General features: G+C 69.4%; 15 protein-coding genes. 14 read left to right on the top strand and 1 reads right to left on the bottom strand.

Features of this window, described 5'->3' with window-relative positions; translation table 11 throughout:
• The first annotated feature begins 108 nt into the window (after positions 1–108).
• The 5 genes from A9G05_RS05075 to A9G05_RS05055 all read left to right on the top strand — a co-directional run bounded on the left by A9G05_RS05075 (position 109) and on the right by A9G05_RS05055 (position 4,405).
• Positions 109–1,758, top strand: coding sequence for a histidine kinase N-terminal 7TM domain-containing protein (locus tag A9G05_RS05075; protein WP_069559936.1), 1,650 nt, complete (start codon positions 109–111; stop codon positions 1,756–1,758).
• Positions 1,759–1,916: 158 nt separating this feature from the next.
• A complete protein-coding gene (locus A9G05_RS05070; protein ID WP_069559935.1) occupies positions 1,917–2,927 on the top strand; it encodes a class 1 fructose-bisphosphatase in 1,011 nt (336 codons plus the stop codon).
• Positions 2,928–2,930: 3 nt separating this feature from the next.
• Complete coding sequence (locus tag A9G05_RS05065) at positions 2,931–3,530, top strand: DUF924 family protein (RefSeq protein ID WP_069559934.1); 600 nt, start codon at positions 2,931–2,933, stop codon at positions 3,528–3,530.
• A gap of 69 nt (positions 3,531–3,599) precedes the next feature.
• A complete protein-coding gene (locus A9G05_RS05060) occupies positions 3,600–3,854 on the top strand; it encodes a hypothetical protein (RefSeq protein WP_069559933.1) in 255 nt (84 codons plus the stop codon).
• Positions 3,854–4,405: a lipocalin family protein gene (locus tag A9G05_RS05055; protein WP_069560042.1), complete on the top strand. Its 552-nt coding sequence runs from the start codon at positions 3,854–3,856 to the stop codon at positions 4,403–4,405. Before A9G05_RS05060 ends, A9G05_RS05055 begins: the two co-directional genes overlap by 1 nt.
• 16 nt (positions 4,406–4,421) lie before the next feature.
• Here the strand turns inward: A9G05_RS05055 and A9G05_RS05050 are convergent, their stop codons facing one another.
• The gene (locus A9G05_RS05050; RefSeq protein WP_069559932.1) at positions 4,422–5,780 is read right to left on the bottom strand and encodes a formimidoylglutamate deiminase; all 1,359 of its coding nucleotides are present in this window, start codon (positions 5,778–5,780) and stop codon (positions 4,422–4,424) included.
• Between the two features lie 162 nt (positions 5,781–5,942).
• Here A9G05_RS05050 and hutC point away from each other — a divergent pair, with 162 nt between their 5' ends.
• The 9 genes from hutC to A9G05_RS05005 all read left to right on the top strand — a co-directional run bounded on the left by hutC (position 5,943) and on the right by A9G05_RS05005 (position 16,320).
• Positions 5,943–6,695 (top strand): histidine utilization repressor, encoded by a 753-nt coding sequence (hutC, locus tag A9G05_RS05045; RefSeq protein ID WP_069559931.1) that lies wholly within the window; start codon positions 5,943–5,945, stop codon positions 6,693–6,695.
• Entirely contained in the window at positions 6,692–7,264 is a 573-nt protein-coding gene (locus A9G05_RS05040) for a HutD family protein (RefSeq protein ID WP_069559930.1), read from the top strand. Before hutC ends, A9G05_RS05040 begins: the two co-directional genes overlap by 4 nt.
• Positions 7,265–7,583: 319 nt before the next feature.
• Positions 7,584–8,909: a YjiH family protein gene (locus A9G05_RS05035; RefSeq protein ID WP_069559929.1), complete on the top strand. Its 1,326-nt coding sequence runs from the start codon at positions 7,584–7,586 to the stop codon at positions 8,907–8,909.
• 38 nt (positions 8,910–8,947) lie between these two features.
• Positions 8,948–10,618: a urocanate hydratase gene (gene hutU / locus A9G05_RS05030; RefSeq protein ID WP_069559928.1), complete on the top strand. Its 1,671-nt coding sequence runs from the start codon at positions 8,948–8,950 to the stop codon at positions 10,616–10,618.
• Between the two features lie 6 nt (positions 10,619–10,624).
• Complete coding sequence (hutH, locus tag A9G05_RS05025; RefSeq protein WP_069559927.1) at positions 10,625–12,157, top strand: histidine ammonia-lyase; 1,533 nt, start codon at positions 10,625–10,627, stop codon at positions 12,155–12,157.
• A gap of 59 nt (positions 12,158–12,216) precedes the next feature.
• A complete protein-coding gene (locus A9G05_RS05020; protein ID WP_069559926.1) occupies positions 12,217–13,536 on the top strand; it encodes a Na+/H+ antiporter family protein in 1,320 nt (439 codons plus the stop codon).
• A 61-nt stretch (positions 13,537–13,597) separates the two neighbouring features.
• Positions 13,598–14,806, top strand: coding sequence for an imidazolonepropionase (gene hutI, locus A9G05_RS05015; RefSeq protein ID WP_069559925.1), 1,209 nt, complete (start codon positions 13,598–13,600; stop codon positions 14,804–14,806).
• Complete coding sequence (hutG, locus tag A9G05_RS05010) at positions 14,799–15,602, top strand: N-formylglutamate deformylase (protein WP_069559924.1); 804 nt, start codon at positions 14,799–14,801, stop codon at positions 15,600–15,602. Before hutI ends, hutG begins: the two co-directional genes overlap by 8 nt.
• A gap of 181 nt (positions 15,603–15,783) precedes the next feature.
• On the top strand, positions 15,784–16,320 hold the full coding sequence (locus tag A9G05_RS05005; protein ID WP_069559923.1) for a transposase: 537 nt from the start codon (positions 15,784–15,786) through the stop codon (positions 16,318–16,320).
• Positions 16,321–16,460 lie beyond the last annotated feature (140 nt).

Genomic DNA, 16,460 nt, shown 5'->3' with positions numbered 1-16,460 from the left:
CGCGCCTCTTTTCCAGACAGGTTCCGTCGCCGTGAAACGCGCTTTCTTCCCGCTGCCCCGTGCCCTTGTCCGGTATGCCGGGGCCGCTCGCCCTGTGGAAGCGTGTCGGTGAGCCTGTGTTCGATCCCGGGCTGGAGCCTCTCGCCGCCGGTGCTGTTCACCGGTGTGGTGGCGGTCGGGGTCATCCTGCTGGCGCGCTGGGTCGGCCGGCAGCGTTACTTCCCCGGCCGGGCCAGCTTCATCCTCATGCACCTGGGCATCCTCTGGTGGCTGGGTGCCGCCGGCCTGGAGCTGGCTGCCCAGGGTGCCTCGTGCAAGGTGTTGTGGGCCACCATGGCCTGGCCGGGCATCGTCGCGGTGCCCACCCTCTGGGCGGTGTTCCTCTGGCAGTACGTCAACAGCATCCGTGAGCCCCTGTCGCCGCGCCGCTACCTGGCCCTGTCCATCGCGCCGCTGCTGGCCTGGGCGCTGGCGGCCAGCAACCCCTGGCACCAGGCTTTCTACGGGCCGGGTACGGCACCGCTGAGCGACCTGCCTGGCGCACCGGTGCGCTACGAGCACGGGGTGCTGTTCCACGGGGTGGCGGTCTACGTCTACCTGCAGATGCTGTTCTGCCTCTACTTGGTGGCACGCGCCGTGCTCGCCAGCCACGGTCTGCACCGCCGGCACTACCTGGCATTCGTCTTCGTCACCTGCGTGCCCTGGCTGGCCAATGCGTCCTACGTGGTCCTCGGCTGGACCCTGTTCGGCTTCGATCCGACGCCCTTCAGCTTCGCCTTCACCCTGGCCGCGTTCTCCTGGCTGATCGTCGGTGTGCGCCTGTTCGACCTGATGCCGGTGGCGCGCCACCTGCTGCTGGAGGAACTGCCCGACCCGGTGCTGGTGGTGGATGCCAAGGGCCGCGTCATCGAGGCCAACCCGGCAGCCCTGCGCCTGGCCGGTCTGCGTGGCGGCTGGCAGGGCCGGGGGCTGGCGGAGTGGCCGGTGGTCGGCCAGCCGCTGCAGGCGCTGCTGCAGGCGCCGGGCAACGTGGAGGCGATGCTCACCCTGGAGGCGCCGGAGCGGTACTTCGAGATGCGCTGCCGGGCCATCGAGCGGCTGACCCGCACCGGTAACCATGTGCTGGGGCGGATGATCTACCTGCGCGACGTCACCGCGCGGCATTGCAGCGAGCTGCAACTGGCCGAGGCCCTGGCCACCAGCGAAGAGCGCCTGCGGACCATCTCCAGCCTCCACGAGCAGTTGCGCCAGCAGGCCCTGCGTGACCCGCTCACCGGGCTCTACAACCGCCGTTACCTCAGTGAGTTCTTCGAGCGCGAGATGGCCCGGGGCCTGCGCGAGCAGAGTTCGATCGCCCTGGCGTTGATCGACCTGGACCACTTCAAGCAGCTCAACGACCGCCACGGCCACCTGGTGGGGGACGACGTGCTCAAGGGCGTTGCCAGCTACCTGGAGTGCAGCCTGCGCAGCTCGGACGCGGTGTTCCGCTTCGGCGGCGAGGAGTTCCTGCTGGTGATGCCCGGGGCCGATGCCCACGAAGCGGCCGAGCGGCTGGAGTCGATCCGCGGCGAACTGGCCACCACCGCCCTGGTGACCCGCAGCGGCGAACTGCGGGTGACCCTTTCCGCCGGCCTGGCGGTCTGGCCGGGCCAGGGGCAGGGCCTCGACGAGCTGCTGCAGATCGCCGACGCCGCCCTCTACGAGGCCAAGCGCAACGGCCGCAACCGCGTCTGCAGCCTGGCGAGCCTGTCGTCCTGAGTCGTCACTGAACCTGTGCGCCCGTGTCGCGTCTGATCCTTCAGCGCCGCTTCGTCAGGGCCCTGCCTGCCGTCCGCCGTGTCGCCTGGCGTGAAGCAATGCGCCGCGAGTCGCGCTAAACTGCGCGCGTTTTTTCCCATTCCATCCGGAGCCAATTCATGTCCCGCGTTACCCTCAGTCGCTATCTGATCGAGCAGACCCGTAGCCACAACACCCCTGCCGATCTGCGCTTCCTCATCGAGGTGGTGGCGCGTGCGTGCAAGGAGATCAGCCACGCGGTGTCCAAGGGCGCGCTGGGTGGCGTGCTGGGCAGCATGGGCACCGAGAACGTCCAGGGCGAAGTGCAGAAGAAGCTCGACGTGCTCTCCAACGAGATCCTGCTGGAAGCCAACGAATGGGGCGGCCACCTGGCCGGCATGGCCTCCGAGGAAATGGACAACGCCTACCAGATCCCCGGCAAGTACCCCAAGGGCGCGTACCTGCTGGTGTTCGACCCGCTGGACGGCTCCTCCAACATCGACGTCAACGTCTCGGTCGGCACCATCTTCTCGGTGCTGCGCTGCCCGGATCAGTACCTTTCGCAGAATGACAGCCTGAACGAACAGGCCTTCCTCCAGCCCGGCACCCAGCAGGTCGCCGCCGGCTACGCCATCTACGGCCCGCAGACCATGCTCATGCTGACCCTGGGCGACGGCGTCAAGGGCTTCACCCTGGACCGCGAGCTGGGCTCGTTCGTGCTCACCCACGACACCATCCGCGTGCCGGAGACCACCGCCGAGTTCGCCATCAACATGTCCAACCAGCGCCACTGGGAAGCCCCGGTGAGCCGCTACGTGGGCGAGATGCTGGCCGGCAAGGAAGGCCCATTGGGCAAGAACTACAACATGCGCTGGATCGCCTCCATGGTGGCCGACGTGCACCGCATCCTGACCCGTGGCGGCGTGTTCATGTACCCCTGGGACGCCCGTGAGCCGGAGAAGGCCGGCAAGCTGCGGCTGATGTACGAAGCCAACCCGATGTCCTTCATCATCGAGCAGGCCGGCGGTGCCGCCACCAACGGTCGCCAGCGCATCCTCGACCTCCAGCCCGAGTCCCTGCACCAGCGCGTGCCGGTGTTCCTGGGCTCCAAGGAAGAAGTGGCCCGGGTCACCGGCTACCACCTGGAGTAAGCCATGCAACCCTGGCAGCCGCTGCTGGACTGGTGGTTCGGGCCCGAGGCCCCGGTCAGCGAGGTGGTGGCGAGCCGCCAGGGCCTGTGGTTCGGCAAGCGTGACAGCCAGGACCGCGAGGCCGAGCAACGCTTCGGCCCGCTGGTGGAGCAGGCCCTGGCCGGCGGCCTCGCCGAGTGGGGCCAGTGCCCGGACGGTTGGCTGGCCCGGCTGCTGCTGCTGGACCAGTTGCCGCGCATGATCTTCCGCGACCAGCCCCGCGCCTTTGCCGGCGATGCCCTGGCCCGCGAGCAGGTCCGCGACGGCCTGGCGCAGGCGTGGGACCGGCAGCTCCCGCCGATCCGCCGCGTCTTCGCCTACCTGGTGCTGGAGCACGCCGAAGACCTGGCCCTGCAGGACGAGGCCGTGCAGCGCTTCGCCGCCCTGCGGGATGCGGTACCCGAGGCTGAGCGTGGCCCCTTCGACAGCTACCTGGATTACGCCGAGCGGCACCGCACGGTGATCGCCCGCTTCGGTCGCTTCCCCCACCGCAATGCCATCCTGTCGCGCGCCTCCACCGAGGCGGAGCTGCGCTTCCTCGAGGAACCCGGCTCGCGCTTCTGAATCCAATGGGCACCCGCCGCCTCGCTGTGCCAAGCTTTGCGGCGTTCCTACCCCTGAACGGAGTCATCCATGCGCCTGCGTATCCTCGCCCTGCTGTCCATCTGTGCCGCGCTCGCTGCGTGCAACAAGATCAACCAGGAGAACTACTCCAAGATCAAGGCCGGCATGGCCAAGACCGAGGTGGAGCAACTGATCGGCGAACCCACCGAATGCTCCGGCGCGGTCGGCCTCACCAGTTGCACCTGGGGTGACCAGCAGACCTTCATCAGCATCCAGTTCGCCGCCGACAAGGTGGTGATGTATCAGGGCAAGGGGCTGAAATGATGCGCCGGGCCCTGTTTGCCGCCGCCCTGCTGCTGGCCGGCTGCGCCGGCAGCGGCAGCCCGGCGGACCCACCACGTACTGCCGGGCAGGTGGACCTGCAGCGCTACCAGGGCACCTGGTACGAGCTGGCGCGCCTGCCGATGTTCTTCCAGCGCAACTGCGCCCAGTCCGAGGCCCACTACAGCCTGGAAGGCGAGGGCCGCGTCGGCGTGCTCAACCGCTGCCGCACCCCCGAGGGCGAGTGGCAGGAGGCGCGCGGCTATGCCGTGCCCCAGGTGGAGGGGCAGACCGACAAGCTCTGGGTGCGCTTCGACAACGTCTTCACCCGGCTCTTCCCGGACCTCGCCAAGGGCAACTACTGGGTGCTCTACCTGGACGAGGGCTACACCACCGCGCTGGTGGGCAACCCGAGCCGCGAATACCTGTGGATGCTGTCGCGCACCCCGGTGGTCTCGGAGAAGACCCGCGCGCGCCTGGTGCGCCTGGCCCAGTCCCAGGGCTACGACACTGACCGGCTGATCTGGCGCACCCCCGACAGCCAGATGCCCTGATCCCGTCGGCGGGCCGTCAGCCGAGGACGGTCCGCAGCACCTCGGCGAAAGCCCAGGCCGTCGCCTCCTCGGCGGGGTGGTGGCCGTTGCGCACCACCCAGCGCCCGCCCACCATCACATCCCGCACCTGGCGGTCGCCGCCGGCGAACAACCAGCGGTTGAGCAGGGCATCTCCCTCGGCGGTGGCCAGGTAGGGGTCGGTGCCGTCCAGCACGATCCAGTCGGCCCGGCTGCCCACGGCCAGCGCCCCCACCGGCTGGCCCAGGGCCTGGGCGCCGCCGGCCAGGGCCGCGTCGAACAGGGTGCGGCCCACCTGGGGCTGCTCCGGGCGATACAGGCGATTGCGCCGCTGGTCACGCAGGCGCTGGCCGTATTCCAGCCAGCGCAGTTCCTCCACCACGCTCACCGACACATGGCTGTCGGAGCCGATGCCCAGGCGCCCGCCCCGGGCGAGGAAGTCCACCGCCGGGAAGATCCCGTCGCCCAGGTTGGCCTCGGTGGTCAGGCACAGGCCCGCCACCGCGCCGCTGCGCGCCATGGCCTGCACCTCATCGGCTTCGGCATGGGTGGCGTGCACCAGGCACCAGCGCGGGTCCACCGGCGCGTGTTCGTACAGCCACTGCAAGGGACGACGGCCGCTCCAGGCCAGGCAGTCGTCCACCTCCTTCTGCTGCTCGGCGATGTGGATGTGGATCGGCCGGGTCCCGTCTTCGGCCGCCAGCACCGTGGTCAGTTGGTCGGGCGTCACCGCCCGCAGGGAGTGGAAGCACAGCCCCAGCCCCTGGTCCGCCGGCAGTGCCTCGCGCAGGCGCTGTTGCAGGGCCAGGTAACTGTCGGTGCCGTGGATGAAACGGCGCTGGCCCTCGTTGGGCGGCAGGCCGCCAAAGCCGGCGTGGCTGTAGAGCACCGGCAGCAGGGTGAGGCCGATGCCGCTGTCGCGGGCGGCACGGCTGATGCACAGCGCCAGCTCCGCAGGGTCGGCATAGGGGCGGCCGGCCGGGTCGTGGTGCACGTAGTGGAACTCGGCCACGGCGGTGTAGCCGGCCTTGAGCATCTCCACGTAGAGCTGGCGGGCGATCACTTCCATCTGCTCGGGGCTGAGGCGGCCCACCAGGCGGTACATCAGCTCGCGCCAGGTCCAGAAGCTGTCGTTGGGGTTGCCCGCCACCTCGGCCAGGCCGGCCATGGCCCGCTGGAAGGCGTGGGAGTGCAGGTTGGGCATACCCGGCAGTACTGGGCCGTGGAGCCGCTCGGCGCCCTCGGAGCCGGCATCGGGGAGGACCTGCTCAAGCAGGCCGGCAGCCCCGACCTCGAAGCGGACATTGCGTGCCCAGCCCGAGGGCAGGAGGGCTCGTTCAGCGTGGAAGGCAGGCATGGCGCGGGCTCCCGGTGAGTGGTCTTATTTGTATATACATATACAGACGTTATCGGGCGCCGTAAACTTGCGCCTGTCCGTGCTTGTTCGCCGGTATCGAATCCGGTACATGCCGGTAGCGGGTGCCTGCCTGGTGCCCGCCGTTTCCACAAGGAGAATCCCGTGTCCCCATCGCCCTCCGCGCCGTCCTCCCTGGCCGCCCAGATCGGTGACGCTCCCGCGCCGCTGTACGCCCGGGTGAAGCAGATGATCACCCAGCAGATCCAGTCCGGCGCCTGGCCGCCGCACTACCGGGTGCCGTCGGAGAGCGAGCTGGTGAGCGAGCTGGGCTTCAGCCGCATGACCATCAACCGTGCCCTGCGCGAGCTGACCGCCGACGGCCTGCTGGTGCGCATGCAGGGCGTGGGCACCTTCGTCGCCGAGCCCAAGGGCCAGGCCGCGTTGTTCGAGGTGCACAACATCGCCGAGGAGATCGCCGCCCGTGGCCACCGTCACCACTGCGTGGTGGTCAGCCTGCAGGAAGAGCAGGCCGGCCCCGAGCGCGCCCTGGCGCTGGACCTGCGCGAAGGCCAGCGGGTGTTCCACTCGCGCATCGTGCACTTCGAGAACGACGTGCCGGTGCAGATCGAGGACCGCTACGTGAACCCCGCCGTGGCCCCTGACTACCTGGCCCAGGATTTCACCCGCCAGACGCCCCATGCCTACCTGTCCCAGATCGCCCCGCTCACCGAGGGCGAGCACGTGGTGGAGGCCATCCTCGCCGATGCCGACGAGTGCCGCCTGCTGCAGATCGAACGGGGTGAGCCCTGCCTGCTGATTCGCCGCCGCACCTGGTCCGGGCGCAACACCGTCACCAGCGCCCGCCTGCTGTACCCCGGCTCGCGTTACCGCCTCGAAGGACGCTTCGGCTCATGAACCGCATCCGCCTGCTCAAGGCAGCCGACTACCCGCGCATGCCCTGGAAGAACGGCGCCGGCTCCACCCTGGAGATCCTCCGGGATGCCGGGGACGGCCTCGACGGCTTCGGCTGGCGCCTGTCCATTGCCGATGTCGGCCAGTCCGGCCCGTTCTCCGCCTTCACCGGCTACCAGCGCGTCATCACCGTGCTGGAAGGTGCCGGCATGCGCCTGACCGTGGACGGCCAGCCTTCCCGCGACCTGGGCCCGCTGGATGCCTTCGCCTTCGACGGCGGGGCGGCCGTGGACTGCACCCTCATCGACGGGCCGATCCGCGACTTCAACCTCATCTACGCCCCCGCGCACTACGCCGCTCGCTTGCAGTGGCTGCGCCTCGACGGACCGCAGTCGCTGTTCAGCGATGCCGATCACCTGCTGCTGTTCGCCGCCGAAGCCGGCGCAGGCCTCCAGGGCGGCCCGCTGCTGGAACGCCACGACTGCCTGCACCTGGAGCGCTCGGGCGGCCTGTCCGAGGTCCGTCTCGAGGGTGCCGGCACCCTCTGCCTGATCGAGCTGCTGGCGCGCTGAGGCGCGCCCGGCCTTCCCTGCGTTCCCCACGCTGCTCGCCCTTGCCGGGCACCCCCGTCCGCCTGCCTCCCACTGTTACCGAACGCCTCAACGGTGTGCGGTGCTGCTCCCGAATGATGCGCCGCTGCCCCAGGTAGCGGTCGGATCGGTTGCGCCCGTGCAAACCGGGGATGCCTGCCTGAGCCCAGGTAATCCGGCGCCTTCCGCCGTCATGCAGGCGCAGCGGAGCGGGTTGGTCCCTGAATTGCATATGCTTGTATGTACAAGTAGATACGTGTCTGTTCCTGAGCCCTGAACAACCTGTAACCGGAGACGCGCGATGCCTGGCAACCTTTCAGCGACTGCACAGCCGAACCGCACCCTGGCACTCGTCCGCCTGCTGGGCTACAGCGCCATCGGCCTCGTGCTGTTCTTCGTCCCGTTCGAGATCGCCGGCCGTTCGACCATCCTGATCGACCACGCCGCCTCGGCCCTGCAGGTGTACGCGCGCCCGCTGGTCATCGGCCTGGCGGTGCTCTTCATGCTCTACGGCGCCATCGAGCCCTGGCGCAGCGGGCGCTGGCGCCAGGGCGTCACCCACCTGGTGTTCAGCGTGCTCAAGGGCGTCGGCTTGCTGATCGGCATCGCCTACCTGTTCCAGGTGGGGCCCGCCGCCGTCTATGAGCCGGGGATGCTGCCGTTCCTCTTCGACAAGCTGGTGCTGAGCCTGGCCCTGATCGTGCCGCTGGGTGCCCTGGCACTGGTGTTCCTCATCGGCTTCGGCCTGCTGGAGCTGGTGGGCGTGCTGATGCAGCCGGTGATGCGCCCCATCTGGCGGACCCCGGGCAAGTCGGCCATTGATGCCGTGGCCTCCTTCGTCGGCAGCTACTCCGTCGGACTGCTGATCACCGACCGCATGTACCAGCAGGGCCACTACAGCGTGCGTGAGGCCGCCATCATCGCTACCGGGTTTTCCACGGTTTCGGCGCCCTTCATGGTGATCATCGCCAAGACCCTCGGCCTGATGGGGCAATGGAACCTCTACTTCTGGGGCGCCATGCTGGTGACCTTCGCCGTGACTGCCGTCAGCGCGCGGATCTATCCGCTGTCACGGCTGCCGTCCGAGGGCCGGGCTGAACCGCCGCTGGCACCCGGTGCCAGCCGCCTGGTCAGTGCCTGGCGCGCCGGGCTGGAGCAGGCGGCCCAGGCCCCGACGCTGGTATCGGCCCTGCGGGAAACCTTCATCGACGGCCTGCGCATGACCGCCGCCATCCTGCCCAGCATCCTTGCCGTCGGGCTCCTCGGGTTGCTGGCCGCCCGCTACACGCCGCTGTTCGACGCCGTCGGCCTGCTGCTCTATCCCGTCACCTGGCTGCTGGGCCTGGGCGAGCCCATGGTGGTGGCCCGCGCCCTCGCCGCCGGCCTGGCGGAGATGTTCCTGCCGGCGATGCTGCTCAAGGACGCCGACGTGCTGGTGCGCTTCGTCACCGCCATCGTGTCCGTCAGCAGCGTGCTGTTCCTGTCCGCCTCGATCCCCTGCGTGCTGGCCACACGGATCCCGCTCCGCCTGCGGGAACTGTTGCTGGTCTGGCTGCAGCGCACCCTTCTCAGCCTGGTGTTCAGCGTGCCGCTGGCCTACCTGGCGCAATTCCTGGGCTGGCTGTGAGCCGCCCGAACATCCATCCACACTCGCTGGAGACTGCCATGACCAAGTACCGCGACATCGAGATCCGCGCCCCGCGCGGCACCACCCTCAACGCCCGGAGCTGGCTTACCGAAGCCCCGCTGCGCATGTTGATGAACAACCTCGACCCCGAGGTGGCGGAGAACCCGAAGGAGCTGGTGGTGTACGGCGGCATCGGCCGCGCCGCGCGCAACTGGGAATGCTTCGACGCCATCGTCGACAGCCTGAAGACGCTCGGCGACGACGAGACCCTGCTGGTGCAGTCCGGCAAGCCGGTGGGGGTGTTCCGCACCCACGCCGACGCCCCCCGTGTGCTGATCGCCAACTCCAACCTGGTGCCGCACTGGGCCACCTGGGAACACTTCAACGAACTGGATGCCAAGGGCCTGGCCATGTACGGCCAGATGACCGCCGGCAGCTGGATCTACATCGGCAGCCAGGGCATCGTCCAGGGCACCTATGAAACCTTCGTCGAGGCCGGCCGCCAGCACTACAACGGCGACCTCAAGGGCCGCTGGGTGCTCACCGCCGGCCTGGGTGGCATGGGCGGCGCCCAGCCCCTGGCCGCGACCCTGGCCGGGGCCTGCTCGCTGAATATCGAGTGCCAGCAGAGCCGCATCGACTTCCGCCTGAAGACCCGCTATGTGGACGAGCAGGCCAAGGACCTCGACGACGCCCTGGCACGCATCACCCGCTACACCGCCGAAGGCAAGGCCATCTCCATCGCCCTGCACGGCAACGCCGCCGAGATCCTCCCGGAGCTGGTGCGCCGGGGCGTGCGCCCGGACATGGTCACCGACCAGACCAGCGCCCACGACCCGCTCAACGGCTACCTGCCCGCCGGCTGGACCTGGGAGCAGTACCGCGACCGCGCGCAGACCGACCCGGCCGGCGTGGTCAAGGCCGCCAAGCAGTCCATGGCCGTGCACGTGCGCGCCATGCTCGACTTCCAGAAGCAGGGCATCCCCACCTTCGACTACGGCAACAACATCCGCCAGATGGCCCAGGACGAGGGCGTGGCCAACGCCTTCGACTTCCCCGGCTTCGTCCCGGCCTACATCCGCCCGCTGTTCTGCCGGGGCATCGGCCCGTTCCGCTGGGCCGCGCTCTCCGGCGACCCGCAGGATATCTACAAGACCGACGCCAAGGTGAAGGAGCTGATCCCCGACGACGCCCACCTGCACCGCTGGCTGGACATGGCCCGCGAGCGCATCGCCTTCCAGGGCCTGCCGGCACGCATCTGCTGGGTCGGCCTGGGCCTGCGCGCCAAGCTGGGCCTGGCCTTCAACGAAATGGTGCGCTCGGGCGAGCTGTCCGCCCCGGTGGTGATCGGCCGTGACCACCTGGACTCCGGCTCGGTGGCCAGCCCCAACCGCGAGACCGAAGCCATGGCCGACGGCTCCGACGCCGTCTCCGACTGGCCGCTGCTCAACGCCCTGCTGAACACCGCCAGCGGCGCCACCTGGGTGTCGCTGCACCATGGCGGCGGCGTGGGCATGGGCTTCTCCCAGCACTCCGGTGTGGTGATCGTCTGCGACGGCACCGACGCTGCCGCCGCGCGCATCGCCCGCGTGCTGACCAACGACCCGGCCACCGGCGTCATGCGCCATGCCGATGCTGGCTACGCTGTGGCCATCGATTGCGCCCGCGAGCAGGGCCTGAACCTGCCCATGATCGGCAAGGGGGAATAAGCCGAAATGAATGCCTTGCACCTCACTCCCGGCCACCTGACCCTGGCCCAACTGCGCGCCGCCTTCCAGCAGCCCCAACGCATCACCCTCGACGCTTCGGCCGATGCGCCCATCGCCGCCAGCGTCGGCTGTGTCGAAGCGATCATCGCCGAGGGCCGCACCGCCTACGGCATCAACACCGGGTTCGGCCTGCTGGCCTCTACCCGCATTGCCCCCCATGACCTGGAGAAGCTGCAGCGCTCCCTGGTGCTGTCCCATGCCGCCGGTGTCGGTGAGCCGCTGGACGATGCCCTGGTGCGGCTGATCATGCTGCTCAAGGTCAACAGCCTGGCCCGTGGCTTCTCCGGCATCCGCCGCAAGGTGATCGACGCGCTGATCGCCCTGATCAACGCCGAGGTCTACCCGCACATCCCGCTCAAGGGCTCGGTGGGCGCCTCCGGTGACCTGGCGCCGCTGGCGCACATGTCCCTGGTGCTGCTCGGCGAGAGCCGCGCCCGCCACAAGGGCCAATGGCTGCCCGCCCGCGAGGCCCTGGCCATCGCCGGGCTGGAGCCGCTGACCCTGGCCGCGAAGGAAGGGCTGGCGCTGCTCAACGGCACCCAGGCGTCCACCGCCTACGCCCTGCGCGGGCTGTTCGAGGCCGAGGACCTGTTCGCCGCCGCCACCGTCTGCGGCAGCCTCAGCGTCGAGGCCATGCTCGGCTCGCGGGCACCGTTCGACGCGCGCATCCACGCTGCCCGTGGGCAGCGTGGTCAGGTGGACGTGGCGGCGGCGTTCCGCGAGCTGCTGACCGCCAGCAGCGAGATCGCCCGCTCCCACGAGAAGTGCGACAAGGTCCAGGACCCGTATTCCCTGCGCTGCCAGCCCCAGGTCATGGGTGCCTGCCTGACCCAGTTGCGCCAGGTTGCCGAGGTGCTGGAGATCGAAGCCAACGCCGTCTCCGACAACCCCCTGGTGTTCGCCGAGGAAGGCGACGTGGTGTCCGGCGGCAACTTCCACGCCGAGCCGGTGGCCTTGGCTGCCGACAACCTGGCCCTGGCCATCGCTGAGATGGGCTCGCTGTCCGAGCGGCGCATCTCGCTGATGATGGACATGCACATGTCCCAGTTGCCGCCCTTCCTGGTGGAGAACGGCGGGGTCAACTCGGGCTTCATGATCGCCCAGGTCACCGCCGCCGCCCTGGCCAGCGACAACAAGGCCCTGGCCCATCCCCACAGCGTCGACAGCCTGCCGACTTCGGCCAACCAGGAGGACCACGTGTCCATGGCACCGAACGCCGGCAAGCGCCTCTGGGCCATGGCCGAGAACGTGCGCGGCATCCTCGCCATCGAGTGGCTGGGGGCCTGCCAGGGGCTGGACTTCCGCACCGGCCTGAAGACCTCGCCGAAGCTGGAGCAGGCCCGCACCACCCTGCGCCAGCAGGTGCCCTACTACCAGGAGGACCGCTTCTTCGCGCCCGACATCGAGGCCGCCAGCGACCTGCTGGCCAGCGGTTGCCTCAACGCCCTGGTGCCGGCCGGCCTGCTGCCGAGCTTCTGAGCCCACCCAGGCGGGCCGCGCTGCCGGCCCGCCTGTCACAACAAGAACAAGGAGTGGTTATGAACGCGATCATCCTGGCCGTGCTGGTCATGGTTGTGCTGTGCATGCTGAGGGTCTCGGTGGTCTTCGCCCTGATCGCCTCGGCACTGGTGGGCGGGCTGTTCGCCGGCCTGCCGATGGAGACCGTGGTGAAGTCCTTCAACGAAGGCCTGGGCGGCGGTGCCCCCGTGGCCCTGGCCTACGCGACGCTGGGGGCCTTCGCCATCGCGCTGTCCCGTACCGGCCTGTCCCAGCGCTTGTCCGCCAACCTCACCGACCGGCTGGGCGAGGGCGGCGGGCGGTTCATCAAGTGGGCCATCCTGCTGTCCATGGTGCTGGCGGGCATCGCCTCGCAGACCCTGGTGCCGGTGCACATCGCCTTCATCCCGCTGCTGGTGCCGCCCCTGCTGCACGTCATGAACCGGCTGCAACTGGATCGCCGGGCGGTGGCCTGTGCCATCACCTTCGCCATCACCACCACCTACATGGCCTTGCCCCTGGGCTTCGGTGCGATCTTCCTCAACGACATCCTGGTGGCCAACATCAACGGGGCAGGCAGTGGCGAGCTGGTGTCCCGGGAGATGGCGCCGGTGGCCATGCTGATCCCGGCGCTGGGCATGGTGTTCGGCCTGGGCCTGGCGCTGCTCTGGAGCTACCGCCAGCCCCGTGTCTATGCCGACCGGCCGGTGGCGGGGGAGGAGGGCGAGGCTCCGGCGCGGCTGTCCCGCCGGCAACTGACGATGGTGCTGCTGGCCCTGGTGCTGGCCCTGGTGGTGCAGCTCTGGACCGGCTCGATGGTGTTCGGCGGCCTGGTGGGGTTCTCGCTGGTGTCCATGAGCGGGGTGATCCGCTGGAACGAGCAGGACGGGGTTTTTCTCCAGGGCATGCGGCTGATGGCCCTGGTGGGTTTCATCATGATCGCCGCCTCGGGATTCGCCGGGGTGATGAAGGCCACCGGCGAGATCCAGACCCTGGTGGCCCATTCCGCCGAACTGGTGGGCGGCAACCGCGCCCTGGCGGCGTTCATGATGCTGCTGGTGGGGCTGCTGATCACCATGGGCATCGGCTCGTCCTTTTCCACCGTGCCGATCATCGCTGCCATCTACGTGCCGCTGGCGGTGGGCTTCGGTTTCTCGCCCCTGGCCACCCTGTCCCTGGTGGGCACCGCTGCAGCCCTGGGCGATGCCGGCTCGCCGGCCTCCGACTCCACCCTGGGACCGACGGCGGGACTGGCCGCCGACGGGCAGCATGACCACATCTGGGGCACCGTCGTGCCGACCTTCCTGCACTTCAACCTGCCGCTGCTGGCCTTCGGCTGGGTGGCGGCGATGGTGCTGTAGCGGGTTGCCTTTCCATCCACAGGGTCGCCGCCGGGAGCGGGACCCACCTGCGAGGCCTGACATGAAGACGCTCTGGCACAACGCCCATATCGCCACCCTGCGGGACGGGCGCTACTCCATCATCGAGCACGGTGCGCTGCTCACCGAAGGCGTGCTGATCCGCTGGGTCGGCCCGCTGGCCGAGGCCCCGGATACCGGCGATGCCAGGCGGGTCGACCTGGGCGGCGCCTGGGTCACCCCGGGGCTGATCGACTGCCACACCCACCTGGTGTTCGGCGGTGACCGCAGCGCCGAGTTCGAGCAGCGCCTGGAGGGCGTCAGCTACGCCGAGATCGCCGCCCGGGGCGGTGGCATCGCCAGCACCGTGCGCGCCACCCGCGAGGCCAGCGAGGACGAGCTGCTGGCCAGCGCGGTGACGCGCGCCCGGCACCTGCTGCGCGACGGCGTCACCACCCTGGAGGTGAAGTCCGGCTACGGGCTGGACCTGGCCAGCGAGCGCAAGATGCTGCGGGTCGCCCGGCGCCTGGGCGAGGTGCTGCCAGTGACGGTGAAGACCACCTGCCTCGCCGCCCACGCCTTGCCGCCGGAATACGCCGGCCGCGCCGACGACTACATCGAGTGGGTTTGCACCGAGATCCTGCCGGCACTGACCGACGAGGGGCTGGTGGATGCGGTGGATGCCTTCTGCGAGCACCTGGCGTTCTCCCCGGCCCAGGTCGAGCGGGTGTTCCAGGCCGCGCGCGGGCTGGGGCTGCCGGTGAAACTGCACGCCGAGCAGTTGTCGTCCCTGCATGGCTCCAGCCTGGCGGCGCGCTACGGCGCGCTGTCGGCGGACCATCTGGAATACATGACCGAGGACGACGCCATCGCCATGGCCGATGCCGGCACCGTCGCCGTGCTGCTGCCGGGCGCCTTCTACCTGCTGCGCGAGACCCAACTGCCGCCCATCGACGCCCTGCGTCGCCACGGTGTGGCCATGGCGGTGGCCAGCGACCTCAATCCCGGCACCTCGCCGGCGTTGTCCCTGCGGCTGATGCTGAACATGGCCTGCACGTCGTTTCGCCTGACCCCGGAAGAGGCGCTGGCCGGCGTCACCCTCAACGCCGCCCGCGCCCTGGGCCTGGCCGCGCGTTGCGGCAGCCTGGAGGCGGGCAAGCTCGCCGACTTCGTCGCCTGGGACATCCAGCGCCCGGCGGAGCTGGCCTATTGGCTCGGCGGCACCTTGCCCAACCGCGTGGTGCGCCATGGACAGGAGATCGACCTTGGATAACGTTCTGGACTTCACCTCCGGCCGCGTGCCGCTGCTGATCAGCATGCCGCACCCCGGCACCCGCCTGACCCCGGCGGTGGAGGCCGGCCTGAGCGATGCTGCGCGCTCGCTGATCGACACCGACTGGCACATCCCGCTGCTCTACGACTTCGCCGCCGAGCTGGGGGCCGCGACCCTGGCGGCGCGCTACTCGCGCTATGTCATCGACCTCAACCGCCCGGCGGACGACGCGCCACTCTACGCCACCGCCACCACCGGCCTGTTCCCCGACGTGATGTTCGACGGCCAGCCGCTGTTCCGCGAAGGCGCGGCACCGTCCGCCGAGGAGCGCGCCGGCTACCTGGAACGCATCTGGGCGCCGTACCACGGGCGCATCGCCGAGGAGCTGGCGCGGCTGAAGCGTGAGTTCGGCTATGCGCTGCTGTTCGACGCCCACTCCATCCGCGCCTTCATCCCCCGCCTGTTCGACGGGCACCTGCCGGACTTCAACCTCGGCACCCACGCCGGCGCCAGTTGCGACCCGAGCCTGGCCGACGCACTGGCCAGCGTCTGCGCCCGCGCCGAGGGCTATAGCCATGTGCTCAACGGACGTTTCAAGGGCGGCCACATCACCCGCCACTACGGCCAGCCGGATCAGCACATCCACGCCGTGCAACTGGAACTGGCCCAGCGCACCTACATGAACGAAGAGGAGCCCTTCGCCTTCCGCGAAGACCTCGCCGTCCCCACCCGCAAGGTCATCCGCCAGCTGTTGCTGGCGATGCTCGCCTGGGGGCGGGAGCGCTACGGGCGATAAATCCAACACCAGGTAGCCCGGGCTTCAGCCCGGGGAGGGGCTGGCACCTTCCACCTTTCCCGGGCTGAAGCCCGGGCTACGACGGATGCAGACGCTTCAGTGGGCCGTTCGGCCTCGCGCCGATAGAGCCTGGGCGGTCACCCTGCAAGGCTCTCCGGCTCCCTATCCGGACGTGCCATTCATGGTGATGTATCGACGAGCCCGCCAAGCCGGGGGCTGCTACTTCCTTACCCTGGCGCTGGCAGATCGGCGAAGCGATCTGCTCGTGCGCCATGTCGATCTGTTGCGCGAAGCGATCCGTCAGGCCCGCTCGCGACGCAGCTTTCGCCTCGATGCGATCGTTGTGCTGCCCGAGCACCTGCACATGGTGATGAGCCTGCCCGAAGGGGACGACGACTTCTCAAGCCGCATTGCGTCGATGAAGGCGGCCTTCGTCCGGGCGTTACGTGCGCAGGGGCATCCCGTGAGACCCAACGCCAAGCGTGAGGCCGGGCTGTGGCAGCCTCGCTTCTGGGAGCACCTGCTGCGGGACGAGAGGGATTTCGCTGCCCATGTCGACTACATCCACATCAACCCGCTCAAGCACGGCCTGGTCACACGGGTCGTCGACTGGCCGCATTCGAGTTTCCACCGTTACGTGCGGGAGGGCCTGCTACCGGCAGATTGGGCCGGGGGCGAGGAGAGCCGCATCACCGGAGCAGGCGAACGGCCTGAGTAGCTCGGTGTGTTGTGTGAGGTGCACGGATTCCCGGGCTAAGGGGGCGCCTTATGCCGATGATGCGGCGTAGCCCGGACTTCAGTCCGAGGTGGTTTGGGCGCACGGGATTCCCGGGCTGAAGCCCGGGCTACGGGTGGGAG

Source organism: Pseudomonas sp. ENNP23, assembly GCF_001728945.1.
Lineage (GTDB): Bacteria > Pseudomonadota > Gammaproteobacteria > Pseudomonadales > Pseudomonadaceae > Metapseudomonas > Metapseudomonas otitidis.
Note: the sequence above shows the minus strand (reverse complement) of the source record. Positions and strands in the feature narration are given on the sequence as shown.

What these genes read in the sequence shown, in the direction of transcription:
- A9G05_RS05070 (WP_069559935.1), top strand. Translation starts at nt 1,917, where the DNA reads ATGTCCCGCGTTACCCTCAGTCGCTATCTGATCGAGCAGACCCGTAGC.
- A9G05_RS05065 (WP_069559934.1), top strand. Translation starts at nt 2,931, where the DNA reads ATGCAACCCTGGCAGCCGCTGCTGGACTGGTGGTTCGGGCCCGAGGCC.
- A9G05_RS05060 (WP_069559933.1), top strand. Translation starts at nt 3,600, where the DNA reads ATGCGCCTGCGTATCCTCGCCCTGCTGTCCATCTGTGCCGCGCTCGCT.
- A9G05_RS05055 (WP_069560042.1), top strand. Translation starts at nt 3,854, where the DNA reads ATGCGCCGGGCCCTGTTTGCCGCCGCCCTGCTGCTGGCCGGCTGCGCC.
- A9G05_RS05050 (WP_069559932.1), bottom strand. Translation starts at nt 5,780, where the DNA reads ATGCCTGCCTTCCACGCTGAACGAGCCCTCCTGCCCTCGGGCTGGGCA.
- A9G05_RS05040 (WP_069559930.1), top strand. Translation starts at nt 6,692, where the DNA reads ATGAACCGCATCCGCCTGCTCAAGGCAGCCGACTACCCGCGCATGCCC.
- A9G05_RS05035 (WP_069559929.1), top strand. Translation starts at nt 7,584, where the DNA reads ATGCCTGGCAACCTTTCAGCGACTGCACAGCCGAACCGCACCCTGGCA.
- hutU (WP_069559928.1), top strand. Translation starts at nt 8,948, where the DNA reads ATGACCAAGTACCGCGACATCGAGATCCGCGCCCCGCGCGGCACCACC.
- hutH (WP_069559927.1), top strand. Translation starts at nt 10,625, where the DNA reads ATGAATGCCTTGCACCTCACTCCCGGCCACCTGACCCTGGCCCAACTG.
- A9G05_RS05020 (WP_069559926.1), top strand. Translation starts at nt 12,217, where the DNA reads ATGAACGCGATCATCCTGGCCGTGCTGGTCATGGTTGTGCTGTGCATG.
- hutI (WP_069559925.1), top strand. Translation starts at nt 13,598, where the DNA reads ATGAAGACGCTCTGGCACAACGCCCATATCGCCACCCTGCGGGACGGG.
- A9G05_RS05005 (WP_069559923.1), top strand. Translation starts at nt 15,784, where the DNA reads ATGGTGATGTATCGACGAGCCCGCCAAGCCGGGGGCTGCTACTTCCTT.